Source organism: Streptomyces griseofuscus (assembly GCF_014673495.1).
GTDB lineage: Bacteria > Actinomycetota > Actinomycetes > Streptomycetales > Streptomycetaceae > Streptomyces > Streptomyces murinus.
This window is the reverse complement of sequence record NZ_CP051006.1, coordinates 5,898,653-5,912,673: the sequence shown is the minus strand read 5'-3', so window position 1 is coordinate 5,912,673 and position 14,021 is coordinate 5,898,653. Positions and strand designations below refer to the sequence as shown.

11 protein-coding genes and 1 tRNA gene are annotated in these 14,021 nt (G+C 71.3%); 5 read left to right on the top strand and 7 right to left on the bottom strand.

The window, feature by feature from the left end; genetic code table 11:
- Positions 1–46 precede the first annotated feature (46 nt).
- Entirely contained in the window at positions 47–400 is a 354-nt protein-coding gene (locus HEP81_RS26785; protein ID WP_037661568.1) for a hypothetical protein, read from the top strand.
- Between the two features lie 57 nt (positions 401–457).
- A complete protein-coding gene (locus HEP81_RS26780) occupies positions 458–1,180 on the top strand; it encodes a lysoplasmalogenase family protein (RefSeq protein ID WP_157854564.1) in 723 nt (240 codons plus the stop codon).
- Positions 1,181–1,237: 57 nt separating this feature from the next.
- Here HEP81_RS26780 and HEP81_RS26775 read toward each other — a convergent pair.
- Together HEP81_RS26775 and HEP81_RS26770 are read right to left on the bottom strand one after the other, a co-directional pair.
- Positions 1,238–1,309 (bottom strand) — tRNA-Val (locus tag HEP81_RS26775).
- A 70-nt stretch (positions 1,310–1,379) separates the two neighbouring features.
- A complete protein-coding gene (locus HEP81_RS26770; protein ID WP_051850545.1) occupies positions 1,380–2,963 on the bottom strand; it encodes a transposase in 1,584 nt (527 codons plus the stop codon).
- A gap of 320 nt (positions 2,964–3,283) precedes the next feature.
- On the opposite strand from HEP81_RS26770, the gene HEP81_RS26765 reads away from it, so the two are divergent.
- Together HEP81_RS26765 and HEP81_RS26760 are read left to right on the top strand one after the other, a co-directional pair.
- Positions 3,284–4,687, top strand: a complete 1,404-nt coding sequence (locus HEP81_RS26765) for a coiled-coil domain-containing protein (RefSeq protein ID WP_037661564.1) — start codon at positions 3,284–3,286, stop codon at positions 4,685–4,687.
- A 104-nt stretch (positions 4,688–4,791) separates the two neighbouring features.
- Positions 4,792–5,388: a DUF4383 domain-containing protein gene (locus HEP81_RS26760; RefSeq protein WP_037661563.1), complete on the top strand. Its 597-nt coding sequence runs from the start codon at positions 4,792–4,794 to the stop codon at positions 5,386–5,388.
- Here HEP81_RS26760 and HEP81_RS26755 read toward each other — a convergent pair.
- From HEP81_RS26755 to HEP81_RS26745, 3 genes are all read right to left on the bottom strand, one after another.
- Entirely contained in the window at positions 5,376–6,512 is a 1,137-nt protein-coding gene (locus HEP81_RS26755) for an amidase domain-containing protein (protein ID WP_243279826.1), read from the bottom strand. The two genes, HEP81_RS26760 and HEP81_RS26755, sit on opposite strands and share 13 nt — an antisense overlap.
- A gap of 174 nt (positions 6,513–6,686) precedes the next feature.
- A complete protein-coding gene (locus tag HEP81_RS26750) occupies positions 6,687–7,988 on the bottom strand; it encodes a polysaccharide deacetylase family protein (RefSeq protein ID WP_037661558.1) in 1,302 nt (433 codons plus the stop codon).
- A gap of 45 nt (positions 7,989–8,033) precedes the next feature.
- On the bottom strand, positions 8,034–10,169 hold the full coding sequence (locus HEP81_RS26745) for a transglycosylase domain-containing protein (RefSeq protein ID WP_078967640.1): 2,136 nt from the start codon (positions 10,167–10,169) through the stop codon (positions 8,034–8,036).
- Between the two features lie 281 nt (positions 10,170–10,450).
- On the opposite strand from HEP81_RS26745, the gene HEP81_RS26740 reads away from it, so the two are divergent.
- Complete coding sequence (locus HEP81_RS26740) at positions 10,451–10,654, top strand: FmdB family zinc ribbon protein (protein ID WP_037661578.1); 204 nt, start codon at positions 10,451–10,453, stop codon at positions 10,652–10,654.
- A gap of 53 nt (positions 10,655–10,707) precedes the next feature.
- On the opposite strand, the gene HEP81_RS26735 is transcribed toward HEP81_RS26740, so the two are convergent.
- Both HEP81_RS26735 and HEP81_RS26730 read right to left on the bottom strand, forming a co-directional pair.
- Entirely contained in the window at positions 10,708–11,523 is an 816-nt protein-coding gene (locus HEP81_RS26735; protein ID WP_037661557.1) for an HAD family hydrolase, read from the bottom strand.
- A complete protein-coding gene (locus tag HEP81_RS26730; RefSeq protein ID WP_037661555.1) occupies positions 11,523–13,997 on the bottom strand; it encodes a phosphoribosyltransferase in 2,475 nt (824 codons plus the stop codon). The genes HEP81_RS26735 and HEP81_RS26730 overlap by 1 nt, the downstream gene beginning before the upstream one ends.
- Positions 13,998–14,021 lie beyond the last annotated feature (24 nt).

Here is a 14,021-nt window from a genome sequence, read left to right as displayed (position 1 = left end):
TCGATCGAACTCGCAACCGTAAATCGAACAGGCGTAGCATTGCGGCGTGGCTACGACCTATGAATTCCCCAGTGACCTCCTCGCCGGCCAGGAGGAGCTGCACCAGGTCAGGGCCGAGCTGTCGGCCCTGCTCAGGCGGCTGCCCTGGTCGGTCGAGCCGGTCGACGGCTTCAGTGACGACAACGGCTGGCGCAAGGTGGAGCGCCCCGCCTCCCCGGGCTGGACGGCCGACGAACAGGCCGAGGTGGAGAAGCTCCGCCGCCGCGAACACGAGCTCGCGGTGTTCATCAGCACCCACCGCTTCTGGGCCGAGGTCGCGGCCGAACAGCGCATGCAGGCCCGCAGCCGCCTGAAACACGTCCACGAGGAGCAGGCACCCGGGGCCTCCGGAAACTCGTGACGATCAATCTGGTCCAACCAGTTGACCACCACCCCCGGTACCTCCACCCTGATCGCCATGGCTGAGGGACATATACCGGAGCGAGGCGACCCACGACCGGCCCTCCAGCGTCCGGCGCGGACGGCCGGGACGTCGCCGCTGATCGTGGTCTTCGCGGTGCTCTGCGTCGTCGAACTCATCGGGGTGGCGACCGGGAGGCACGCCGTGGAGTGGGTCGCCAAACCCCTCCTGGCCCCGCTCCTGGCCGCCCACCTGTGGCGCCTGACCGGCACCCGGCACGCCTACGTCCTGACCGGGCTGCTGCTCGCCGCCGCCGGGGACATCGCCCTGCTGATCCCCGGCACCCCGGCCTTCGGCATCGGCCTCGCCCTCTTCCTGGGCGCCCAGCTCTGCTGGATCACGGCCTTCCTGCGCGCCGGCGCCCTCGACCATCTGCGCACCCGCCGCGCCGTCTGCGCCGCCTACCTCGCGGTCTGGGCCGCCGCCGTCGCTACCCTCGCCCCCACCCTGGGCCCCGCCCTGGGCCCCGCCCTGGGCCCCGCCGTGGCCGTCTACGCCCTCGCCCTGCTCACCATGGCCCTGACCGCCCGCGCCCTCGGCCCCAAGGCCCTCTGGGGCGGCCTGATCTTCGTCGCCTCCGACTCCCTGATCGGCCTGGGCGCCGCGGGCCTCGACTTCCCCGGCCGCTCCACCCTCTGCATGACCACCTACATCGCCGCCCTGGCCCTCCTGGTCACCGCCTTCACCACCCACCCCCACCCCACCCGGGCCACGACCTAGCCCAACCTCAACACAAAGAGCCCCCGGCCACATTCGGCCGGGGGCTCTCCCCATCGGTGGGCGCGGACGGTTTCGAACCGCCGACATCCTGCTTGTAAGGCAGGCGCTCTACCACTGAGCTACGCACCCGGGACAGGTCGACAGCCTACACGGCCACCAGGGCCGTGCCGCAAACCGTGTTCCGGGCCGGGCAGGAGCCCTAAGGACCGAGCCGGGAGGCGTTCCCATGCCGGAACACCCCCCGCTCGGCCGCGTGCCCGCAGCGGTCCTGGGCACGCTGGTCGCCCGCTTTCGCATCGCCTCCGGGCGGCACGGATCGGGTCCGTGGTCCGGGAAGGCGAGGGCGGGGTCCCTCGCACGCCCAGGGATCCGGTCCGGCCTGTACGGTCCGATGCCCCGCACGATCTCTCCGGTCGTACGGGGGCGGCGCCGAACGTCGCCGGATCGCATACCCGAGGGCGCGCCGTCCGATCGCCACGGCCGCGGCGTCGTGGCGGGTGGTCTCACGGGTGGCGGTGGTCAGCGGTCGCTGCCAGTGCTGGGCACCCCAGCGCGACGTGTAGGCCGGATCGACGGCCACGATCGCCACGTTCTGTTCCGCCGCCATCGACACGAGCCGGGCTCTGAGGCGCGCGGTCGGAAAGCGGGAGAGCAGACGCCGGAACCGCTTGCCCCCACCGCCCTGTTCACGGCTCGTGCCGTCCGCGAAGTGGAGGTCCTCGACAGCGATCGCCTTCACGCCGCACCGCCGGGTGTAGTGCAGCAGCCGGGTGAGGGCGTGCCGGATCTGAGCGTCCCGGTGCGACGCGCTACCCGAGAGGTCGTAACGGAACCTCCGGGGCACACCGACCGGATTGCCCTGCGCGTCGAGACGCCGGACGGCGAGGTGGTCGTCATTTATGTCCACTCCCACGACACCGCGTGCCAGAGCCGCTCGGAGTGGTACCGCCGGGGCCGCCGCGCGCTGCCATGAGGCGGTCACGTACCAGCGGTCCCGCAGGGGGTCGTGGTGGATGCGGTACGCCACCGCCCGGTGCGCGGCGATCCGGTCCTGCCACTCGTCCGCCCGGTGGGTGAAGGCCACGGCCGCGTCGAGCACATAGCGGCCGTGCGGCGCGTTGGCCAGGTGGGCCAGCGCGGCCGGGAGCCTGATCGAGACCTCTCCGCTGCCGGTGACACGGATGGTCTCGTTCCCCCAGCGTTTGCCGGACTCTCCGTCCGCCGACAGGAACATCCGGGCGGCTCGCCAGCGCGACGTCCATTCCGCCGGGTTCGCTCCTTCCGCCACCGGATGGTGCCGGAGCCGGGCGAGCCGCTTGCCGCCCCGCACCACATGCACCCGACCGGCGCGCAGGTCCGCCTCCAGCGCGGCCGACCGGTCCCGAAGCAGACGGAGGCGGCGCGATTTGGCGTGCCATTCGGCCCGGGTCGCACAACCGCGCGCCAGTCCGGCCCTCTTGTCGGCCTTCGCGCCCAGCGGCCGGGCCAGCCTGGCCTCGATCTGTGCGGTCTGTCCCCGCAGCCACGCCATCTCGTCGGCCTGCCCGCGTCTGGCCAGCGCCCACTGGTCGTGCGTGGCCCTGGTGATGCTGCCGGCCCACCGCGCCGACGACGCCTCCGTCAGCGCCCGTTTTCGCGCGGCCCAGGAGGCGCCGTCATGGCCCAGCCCCTGCCGCGATCGCACCGCGAGGTCCCGGGACGCCAAGGAACCGAGAAAGTCGCCCACTTCGGTCAGCACCGCCGCGTCCCCGAGCGATACCCGCAGTCGCGTCCGGATCGTCATGGCGAGGGGGCCGGGCACGACGAACGGCGCCGCCAGTTCACGCACCTCACCCACCCCCTCGACATGCCCGGAGAACCACTCACCGACTTCAACGACGCCCGGCGGAAAAGGTCACCCATTCGACCAGGGAACGCATGTCCCCTATTCCCCTGTGCGCGATGCCCCCGCCCCACCCCCGTCGCTTCGACGGGCCCGTCGGTCGCCTGCTCCGCCGGCGGAAAGGTCACAGTGCGTACGGTGAACTGACGGGCCCGTGTGTTCGTCTGTACGGGGTGGGAGAATGGCACCACTCAGGGCGGACCACAGCGCGGGAGAGGGATGTGACGGCGAGACCGGGCACGCCAGTGACGCAGCCGTACCCACCGTCGTCCATCGCGAGGACCCGGCATGGGGCCACCGCCGCGCTCCGCGACACCCTCACCCTGATGAGTCTGCCGGCGCTCGTCGCGCTGGCGCTGCCCGCCGCCTTCGCTGGTGGCGGCACCCGGCGCTGGTTCGGCGGCCGGGCGGAGAGCCAGCGGGCGCAGGCGCAGGAGGCGAAGGACGCGGCGGCGGCCGCGTTCTACGAACTGGACACCGCGCAACGGGATCTGCGGATCTCCATCGAGACCATCACGGCGGTCGACGACTCCCCCGCCGCCCGGCGTGCCGCCTCGGACTTCGAGGGCCTCGGCCGGCGGATCGACGAGGTCAGCCAGCGGTACATCCAGGCGGTCGACGCCCATGACCTGGACCGGGCCGACCTGGAGGCCGCGGCGGCGACACGGGCCCGCGCCGAGTTGACGGCGGCCCGGGACGAGCTGGTGCGGGTCAAGCAGGAGCTGGAGCGCTTCGGCGGCTCGCTCGGTCCGCTGCTGGGTTCGGCCGAGACGCTGCTCGCCCGGGTGGCGCCGGCCGTGGAGCGGGCCCGCCAGGCGCTGCTGGCCGCGAGCAACGCGCTGGACGGCGTCCGGGAGCAGGGGCTGCGCGCCGATGACCTCGCGGGCCGGCTGGCCGCGCTGGCGCCCGAGCTGACGAAGCTGAACCAGGGCGCGGGGCAGCACGGGGTGCAGCAGACGCTGGAGCGGGCGGAGCGGGTGCAGCGGGAGGCCGGGGCGATCCGGGCGGAGGCCGAGGGGCTGCCGGAGAAGGCGGCCGAGATCGACCACCGGCTGGTCTCGCTGCGGACCCGTGCGCAGGCACTGACCACGCGGGCGGGACAGGTGGATCCGGTGCTCAGCGAGTTGCGGCGGCGGTTCGCGGCGGCGTGCTGGCAGGACCTCCAGCAGGTGCCGGCCCAGGCGGTGGAGAACGTACGGCAGGCCGAGCGGAAGCTGGCCGAGGCGAAGGCGGCGCGGGACGCGCAGCGCTGGGCGGAGGCGACCTCGCTGCTGTCGACGGTGCGGGCGCTGCTGAACGCGACGGACGACTCGGTCTCGGCCGCCGGTGACCGGCTGGCGCGGCTGAACGCGGTGCAGAAGGATCCGCAGGCGGAGATCGAGCGGACGCGGTTCGCGATCCGGGACGCGCAGCGGCTGGCGATGACGGGTCGGGCGACGCCGGATCCGCGTCATGCCCGGCCGCTGGACGACGCGGTGGCGCGGCTGGACCGGGCGGTGGCGGGTCTTGAGGGCGGCCGGCATCCGGACTACTGGCACTTCCTGACCGAGACGGACGCGGTGCGGCAGGCGGCGGCGCAGGTGGTGGCGCGGATCCGGGAGGAGCGCGGGGGTGCCGCGCACTGAGGCGGCGGGTCGTCATGTTGCCGGGTGCCCCGGTTCGGGCGGATATTTGTGAGAGCCACGTTCTGGGATGGACGGCCGCCGCCAGCGCCCCGAGGGAGGCCGAGATGGCCACGCACGCAGCGCATACGCACGACAAGCAGCGGATCCGGTTCGATCAGCATCTCCCCGTCGATCACCGGCTGAATCTGGTGTACCGGATCGGTGCGGGGCTGATCGGCGCGTTCCTCGTCGTCTTCGGCATCCTGGGTCTGATCAACCACATCGGGTTCTTCGACATCGGCGGTGCGACGGTCGCCGGTCTGAACACGAACGGCACGCTCAGTGTGCTGTCGATCTGCATCGGCGCGCTGCTGCTGGTCGGCATGGTGATCGGGGGGAACGTCGCGTCCACGCTGAACATGGTGCTGGGCATCCTGTTCCTGCTGAACGGGTTCCTGTTCCTGGCCCTGCTGGACACTCCGAACAACTTCCTGGCGTTCAGGATCCAGAATGTGCTGTTCAGCTTTGTGGTGGGGCTGCTGCTGATGACCTTCGGGATGTACGGCCGGGTCGGTCACGCGCTGCCGCACGACAATCCGTACTGGCGGGCCCGCCACCCCGAGGCCGCCCCGCACGACGCGGCCGGGGCGCGGGATGCGCACGGCACGCGTGAGATGCGGGAGGGCCCGGGGCGGCAGGACCGGCGCGGTCAGGTCCTGTAGGCGTAGTAGTACGCCGTCGGGTAGGACGCGACCAGGCTGGCCACCGACCTGTTGTAGGTGTTGGTGGAGTGGTACGTCACGTACGGCACGCCGGAGCCGTCCCGGTAGGTGACGACCATGGAGTGGTCCTTGGACCCGTCCCGGTTGAAGTCCATCTGGATCACGTCACCGAGGTCCGCCTGGTACACGTTGGCGAGCGGGGTGACGCGCTTGGAGGACAGCGCGAACCAGGAGAACTCGTTGACGCCGACGAAGGAGTCGGACTGGATGTCGGCGGTGCCGAACCACTTGGTGTAGTCGTCGGTGTAGCCGGGGACGTGCTTCCAGCCGCCCGCCTTCAGCACCTGGCTGACGAAGTTGGTGCAGTCGCCGCCGGCGCCCTCACCGTTGTAGTCCGGGTACGCGGTGTTGTAGTGGTTCCAGTACTTCTGCGCGTACGTGACCATCGCCTTGTAGTCGTACGTACCCCCGGTGAGCTTCTTGGGGTTCGCCGGTGCCGGGTAGCTGGTGGCCGCGCGGGGCGCGGTGGGCGGGCCGTCGTCGGAGGAGGCGGACGGCGACGCCGAGGCGTTGTCCTTGGGCGCGGAGGGCGTCTCGACCTGGTTGACGGCGAGGTAGCCGTCGTCCGTGTCCTTGATGCCCGTGAGCTGCCAGTCCCCGTGCCGGCCGGCCTGGAAGGTCAGCTCGTGGTGGGCCTGGAATCCCGTGGTCTTCGGGCCCTTGGCCGAGGTGGTGCCCGGCTTGTAGGTCAGCGACGTGGTCTCGGTGACGGCGACCTTGGCGCTGTGTCCGTGTACCTCGGTGGCGTCGAGCGTCACCGAGGTGGTGCCGGCGCTGTACTTCTCGCCCAGCTTGGCGAGGCGGTCCTTGCGGACGCGCAGCTGGCCGAGGGCGGAGGACTGCTGGTGGCTCTGGCCGCCGGAGAGTCGGACGGAGCCGTGGAAGCCCTTGGTGTGCTGGGTGCGGGCGCTGGTGGAGCCGTCCACCAGTGCCTGGGTGCGGTCGGTGAAGACCGCGTCGGCGAGCTTCTGGAAGGTCGCCTTGGTGGCCGCGTCCACGGTCGGGTCGTTGGTGACCGCCGCGCCCGCGCTCCAGTTGGGTATGAGCGCCACTCCGGCGACCACGGCGGCGGCGGAGGCCCCGACGATGGTGGTGCGACGCCCCTTACGGCTGAGTCTTCTTGACTTCAATGATGTTCCCCTCTATGCCGGTACACCTACCGGGAGGGGGCATCTTCGCATGGCTTCCGGGGCGCGTGTGAAGGGGGTTGCACAAGTGGAACCGGGCCTGCGTTTATGTCATTTGACGACGGTGGACCAGTCCGGGGACTGGGCGGGGTCGAGGCCGCGCAGCGCGGCCAGCGTCGAGGGCTTCTGGACGTCCATCCAGTCGGCGAGTTCCTTGAAGGAGACGCACTTGACGCCCTTCTTGGTGCAGATCTTCGGGATGATCTGGTCGATGGACTTCATGTAGATGCTGCCGTTCCAGTGCTCGAAGTGGTTGCCGAAGAACAGCGGTGCGCGGCTGCCGTAGTAGACGCGGTTGAAGCCGGCCATGTAGGAGTCGACCGTCTGCTGTTCCCACTGCGCGTACTTGGCCGGGTCGCCGTCCGTCTCGCCGTTGGACTGGTTGTAGAGGAAGTTGAAGTCCATGGACAGGCCTTGGAACTTGCCGTTCTCGTACGGGAGCATCTGGAGCGGGAAGTCCCAGACGCCGTCCTTCTTGGCGGGCCATATCTGGAAGTCGCCCGGGGAGCTGGCGTCGTAGCGCCAGCCGTAGCTCTTGATGGCCTTCAGCAGGTTGGGCTGGCCCTCCAGGCAGGGTGCGCGGCCGCCGGTGACCTCCTGCTTGAAGTCGAAGGGCAGGGGCGGGATGTCGGTGTATCCGGTGTTCGTCTTCCAGTTCTCCACGAAGGAGTAGAACTGGTCGATCTCGCTCTTCCACTGCTGGACGCTCCAGTCGCCGCCGCCCTTGGCGCCGCAGAAGTGGCCGTTGAAGTGGGTGCCGATGTCGTTGCCCTGCTCGTAGGCGAGGCGGAGCTGTTCCAGGGTGGTGCGGATGTGCCCGTCGGTGGGGTAGTCGATGGCGGCGTCGCCGGCCTCGTGCATCGGGCCGTGGTAGAGGTCCTTCTTGCTCTTGGGCAGCAGGTAGATGCCGGTGAGGAAGAAGGTCATGTGGGCGTTGTACTCCTTGGCCATCTCCCGGTAGTGCGAGAAGAGATGGTCGTCGCCCTCCAGGGCGCCGTCCCAGGAGAAGACGACGAACTGGGGCGGCTTCTCACCGGGCTTGAGCGGTACGGGCTTCAGGGTGCCCTTCTGCGGTCCGGTGTCGGAGGTGGAGCCGTCGCCGAGGACGTGGGTCTTGCCGTCCCAGGTGGCGGTCGGGGAGGGCGTGGGGCCGCCCGCTTTGCCGCCCTTGCCGGAGGCGGCGGTGGGCGTGGTGTCGTCGGGGCGGCTCAGGGCGAGGTAGCCGGCCACCAGGGAGGCCACGACGAGGAAGGCGGCGAGCGTGAAGATCTGCGGGCGGGTGGCGGCGGGGACGCGGCGGCGGCCGGGGGCGCGACGCCGGCCCCGGCCCGTCTGTTGCTTCTTGCGAGACATGCGCGGCTCAATCTCCGTGTGGTCGAGGGTTCGGGGCCCGGGCGGTCAGTCCAGGCCCATGGCGGCCGACCAGAGGGCGTAGGGCACGGTGTCCGGCGAGGTGCCCGCGAGACCCTTCAGGGGTAGCGGTTCCAGGGACTTGGCCAGGTCCATGCGGTAGACGACGACCGCCGTGGACACGGAGTCGGCCGTACCGGCGTACCAGGCGGCGGTGTTCAGGCCCGTGTCGTCCTCGCCGGTGGTGCCCTGGTCGGCGGTCCCGGCCTTGCCCGCCGCGTCCGGGGCGGCGACGCCCGGGTGGGCGGCGCGGAAGGAGTCGGTGAGCGCCTGGTCGACGTCCTTCGCGACCTCGGGGCCGATCGCGCGGGTGGGGCGCGGGGTGGCGAGGGCGAGGGGGGCGCCGTTGCGGGTGATACGGCGCACCGAGTACGGCTCCGTGTGGGTGCCGTCGGCCGCGAAGGTGGCGTATCCGCTGGCCATCCGGATGGCGCTGGGCGTGGAGCTGCCGAGCGAGAGGGTGGGCACCTGGGGGCCGATGCTGGTGGACAGCAGCCCGGAGGCCTGGGCGGTCTGGCGGACCTGTCCGAGGCCGGTGTCCATGCCGAGCTGCATGAACGGGGTGTTGACCGATTTGGCGAGGGCCTCGCGCAGGGTGATCTCGCCGTACGACTTGTTGCCGTCGTTGTGTGCGGAGACCTTCTTGCCGCTGCGGTCCCAGTAGGGGCCCTCGGGGGTGGTGACGGGCACGGCGTCGTCGCCGTCGTAGACGCTGTCCGGGGTGACCGGGGTGGCGGGCCCGCCGCGTGTCTTGTGGACGCCGTGTTCGAGCCCGGCGGCGTAGACGAAGGGCAGGAAGGCGGTGCCGGCCGGGACGGTGGTCGCGTTGGACTCGTTGTAGCCCTGGGTGCGGTGGTCGGGGCCGCCGTAGACGGCGAGTATCCGGCCGTCGGTGGCGACGGAGGCGGCCCCGTAGTGGCCGTTCTTCGCGGCGTCGGGGTTGTCCTGCTTGGATTTTTTGCGGGCCTTGGTGACGGCGTCGGTGAGTGCCTTCTCCCGCTTGCGGTCGAAGGTGGTGTAGATCTGGTAGCCGCCGAGGTCGAACTGCTGGTCGGTCAGGTGCGCGGACTTCTTGGCGTACTGGGAGGCCAGTTCCACCAGGTAGTCGCTCTGCTCGCCGGTGTTGTAGAGCGGGTTGGCCTTCAGCGGCTCGGGAAACGTCTTGTACTGGGCGCGCTGGGCCGGCGTCAGCTTGTGGATCTTGACCATGCGGTCGAGGATCCAGGACCAGCGTTCCTCGGCCCGCTGGTGGTTGGCCTTGCTCAGGGTGGGGTCGTACAGGCCCGCGCCCTTGAGCAGTCCGGCGAGCATGGCCGCCTCGGACGCGTTGAGCTTGCTGACGTCCTTGCCGTAGTAGGCCTGGGAGGCGCGCTGGATGCCGTAGGTGCCGCGGCCGAACCAGCTGGTGTTGAGATAGCCCTCGAGGATCTTGTCCTTGCTCATCTTGTTGTCGAGCTTGAGCGAGATCATCGCCTCGGTGAACTTACGGCTGACGGTCTGGTTCTGGTTCAGATAGACGTTCTTCACGTACTGCTGAGTAATAGTGGAACCGCCCTGGGTGTCCCCCTCTCCCACGGTGCGGAACAGGGCGCGGCTGATGCCCTTCACGGAAATTCCGGGGTCGGAGTAGAAGGTCTCGTTCTCCGCGGCGAGCACCGCCCAGCGGACGTCCGGGGGGATGTCCTTCAGGGGCATCGCCTGGCGCTGCACCCAGCCCGTACGGGCCATCGGGGTGCCGTCGGACCAGAAGTAGACGTTGTCCTGCTGGGTGGCGTACGAGTTCAGGTCGCTCGGTATGTCGGTGAGCGCGTAGGCGGTCACCAGGAAGGCGCTGAGCAGGCCGAAGGAGGCGAGGGCGCCGCCGAGCCACTGCCGCCAGGAGGGCGTCCAGCGCCGCCAGCCGCTGCGGCCGGGGCGGGGGTAGGCGGGCTTGAGGCGCCGTGCGTAGGGCGCGAGCGGGCGCAGGTACGGCGCGAGCCGGCGCGTCAGTGGCGCCGGCAGGCCCAGTATTCGGGCCGTGACGCTCCCCGCACGCTCCCGTGTGGAGGGGCGCGCGCTGCGCCTGCGCTCGGCCCGTCCGCCGCCGGGTGGCGGCTCGGGCGGCGCGGGCACGCGCAACTGCATCGTCTCGTCGGCCCTGAGAGCGTCCACTCTCAGATGCAGGGTCCGGTCGGCGTCGAGCGGCTGCTCACCCCGGCCGGAACGGCCCTCCCCTTGCGACGCATCGGTCACTATGCGTCTCCCCTCCGCACTCGCTCCTGCTCGCGCGGTGAGCTGAGCGTCCTCGCAACGGCGTTCACAAGTTATCAGCGAAGTTTTCGATTCCTCCGCACGAGTACCGGGTGTATCCCAACACTCATCAAACATTGAGACGCCACGTTTGCCCCCGCGGTTACGCTGTGCTCATGCCTCGCTATGAGTACCGCTGCCGGAGCTGCGGCGACACGTTCGAACTGAGCCGGCCGATGTCGGAGTCGGCGGCACCGGCGGAATGCCCCGCCGGCCACACGGACACGGTGAAGCTGCTGTCCACGGTCGCGGTGGGCGGCAGCTCATCGGCTCCGGCATCCAGTGGTGGAGGGTGCTGTGGCGGGGGCTGCTGCGGATAGTCCCCCCAGGCGCTGCGCCGTGGTGGCTGATCGCGCGGTTCACCGCGCCCCTTTCAGGGGCACTGCTGCCTGGCCCCTCGCAGGAACTCCCGCAAGATCCGCTCCCCCGCCAGGACCCCTCGCTCCGGCAGCGCGCTGATCCGCGGCGCCAGCCACTCCGTCTCCGCCAGTTCGCCGTGGCCCGGTCGCCAGCCCCGGTCCGCGGCCAGCAGGAGGTCGGCGTCCAGCAGCGAGTCACCGGCGGCCAGGGTCAGCTCCGCGCCGGTGCGCCGGGCCACCTCGTGGACGGCGGCGCTCTTGGTGAGCGGCTTCGGTACGGCGTAGAGCTTGCGGCCCTGGAGGGAGACGGTCCAGCCGCGGTTCTCGGCCCAGGCGGCGAACTCCTTCACCCAGTCCGGGGGGAGCAGCTCGCGCTCGACCACGAGATAGGCGAACAGGTCCTCGGCGACCCGTTGTTTGCGCAGCCACACCGGCTCGGCCGTCCGCGTCAGCTGCTCCTGGACCTCGGCCAGCGGCGCGCACTCGTCGGCGAGCCGGGTCAGCACCCGGGCGTGCCAGTCGGTGTCGGTGACGCCGTCGACCAGCAGATGGCCGCCGTTGGCGCAGATCGCGAACGCGGGCTGCGGGCCCGGCAGATTGATGCGCTGGTACTGCTTGCGGGTCCGGGTCGTGGTCGGCACGAACACGGCCGCGTCCCCGAGCTCGGTCAGCAACTGCGCCGCCGTCTCGGTCATGTACGACAGCGGTCTGCTCTCGTGCACCTCCACGCACAGCAGCCGGGGCGCGCGGGCGTCCGGCATGGTCAGCGCGAGGGCCGCCGAGGAGTAGATCAGCGTACGGTCGAGATCGCTCGCCACCAGCACCGGCATCAGACGTTCACGGCCTTTCCGTCGGCGCCGGTCGCCCCGCGCGTGTACTGGGGATGGATCAGCCCGACGCAGGTGTACGGCAGTTCGTCCACTTCCTCGACCGGCACCCCGCGCTGCCGGGCGAGCAGCCTGACATGGTCCAGGTCGGCGCCCGCGCCCTTGTGCGCGAGGATCTTCCAGGGCACCCGGCGCAGCAGCACCCGGGTGGTCTCGCCGACGCCCGGCTTGACGAGATTGATGTCGTGGATGCCGTACTCCTCGCTGATCCGCTCGACGGCCCGCCAGCCCGCCCAGGTCGGTGTGCGGTCCTCGGCCAGCAGTTCCTTGGCCGCCTCGGCCACGTCCTCGGTGACCTCACCAAAGCGTGCCTCGACGGCGTCGAGGAAGGCCATGGAGACATCGGCGCCGGCGAGTTCGCGGTAGAACTTCGCGCCGTGGAAGTCGTCGGGACCGACCAGGTCGGCGCGCAGGACCGTGCGGGAGATCAGCCCGGAGACGGTCGAGTTGAGGCAGGCGGAGGGGATCAGGAAGTCCTCGCGGGTGCCGTAGGTGCGCACGCAGGAGCCCGGGTCGGCGAGCACGGCGATCTCCGGGTCGAAGCCGCTGACACCCTCCGCCTTCTCGAACTCCTCGACGGCTCGGGCGAGTTCACGGGTGATGGCGCCCTTGCCTGTCCAGCCGTCCACGAACACGACGTCCCTGGGGTCGTGATGGGCGGCGAGCCAGCGCAGCGCGTTGGCGTCGATGCCCCGGCCGCGCACGATCGACACGGCGTAGTGCGGCAGTTCGAGGCCGTGCCGGAAGCGCGCCCAGCGGCGCATCAGCACCCCGACCGGGGTCCCGGCGCGGGCCAGCGACACCAGCACCGGGCGCGGCGTCCGTTCGGCGAGGACCGTCTCGGTGACCACGCCGACGGCGCGGGCGATCCGCGCGGCCGAGGTGTCGAGGGCCGCGTGGAACAGCTCCTGGTACTGGGCGCTGGGCTGGTACTCCACCGGCAGCGACTCGGCGTAGTGCGCCCCGCCGCTCTGGATGGCCTCCTCCCGCTCCTCGGTCGGCGCCTCCAGGGTGACGTCGGAGAGGTCCTGGAGCAGCCAGCCGACCTCCTCGGGCGGGTACGAGGAGAATGCGGGGCCACGGAGGGGCTCGGGCAGCATGGCCGGCCTTTCGGGAGCGTGCGGGGGCGCGGGGACGTAGGAGGGGACGACCGCGAGCAGTACGTGCGGCACCTGCTCGGCGAGCCGCGCGAGCAGGCCGTCCGGCGCGTGCAGCGCGGGGGTGTCGCCGGCCGAGTCGACCACGGCGACGACGGCGTCGAATCCGCCGCCCGCCACGTTGTAGGCGTACCGCTCCCCCGGCCCGTCGGCCGGGTCGTCGTGCGCCGGGAAGACGATACGGCTGCGGATCGCGTACTCCGGGTCGTCCACCGCGAGCACGGGCGACCGCGTGGTGGTGGAGAACCGCACCTCGCCGTCCAGCGTCCGCTCCAGCTCCCCGGCGAGCCGCAGGGGGGCGTACATCAGCTCCTCGAAGCCGAGGACCAGGACGCTGCGGGCATCGGCGGGCAGGGCGTCGGATATGCGGCCGGCCATCGCGGGGAGGGCGGCTTCGAGGCGGGCGCGGTGGCCGGGGGTGAAGCCGTGCCGGCCGCCGTCGGGAAGGCCGGCGGGCCAGCCGAGGTCCACGGTCCCGGGGGCGCGGGGCGCGACCTGCCGTGGCTTCGCATGGGCGCGACCGGCCGCCTCATGGCGGGCCACCAGCTCCTGCCCCTTCTCCAGGACGTCCGCCGGAAGCACCACCGTGCCCGAGACCTCGGCGACGAGATCCACCCGCGCCCCGATCTCCCCCGCGAACTCCTCCAGCCGCCGGACGTCCTCGGCCGAGCGCATGTCCACCAGCGCGACCACCACGTACCGCTTGCGCGGACAGCGGGCGTGCAGATCGCGGATCGTGTTCAGCACCGTGTTCCCGGTGGAGAACTCGTCGTCCACCAGCACCAGCGGCCCGTGCCCGGCCAGCAGCGCGGGATCCGCGGGCAGCAGCAGATGCGAGGTGGCGTGGGAGTGCGACTCCTCGAACCCGCCCGCGGGGGCCACCCCGGCGACCGGGCGGCGCGTGGAGTGCAGATACGGCGCCGTGCCGAGCCCGTCGGCCACCGCGTGCCCCAGTCCCGTCGCGGTCTCCGCGTACCCGAGGACGACCGCGCGGGCCGCCTGCTGCGGGCCGAGCAGCGCGTGCACCCGCCGGCCGAGCCGCACCCCGTGGCCGTACACCACCGAAGGTGTCTGCGGTACGTGCTTGCCGAGCACATGGGAGACCAGCAGATGGGCCCGCTTGGGATTGCGGCGCAGGGCGAGGCCCAGCATGGCCCTCAGCTCCTCGCCGCCCCGGCCGTCGTCGCCCCGGAGTCCGACCCCGAGTCGCTCGGCGACCCAGCTGCCGGACCAGACCCCGTCGTTCACTGCGTTGTTCATGCGTTCCTTGGATGCGTCTCCCGG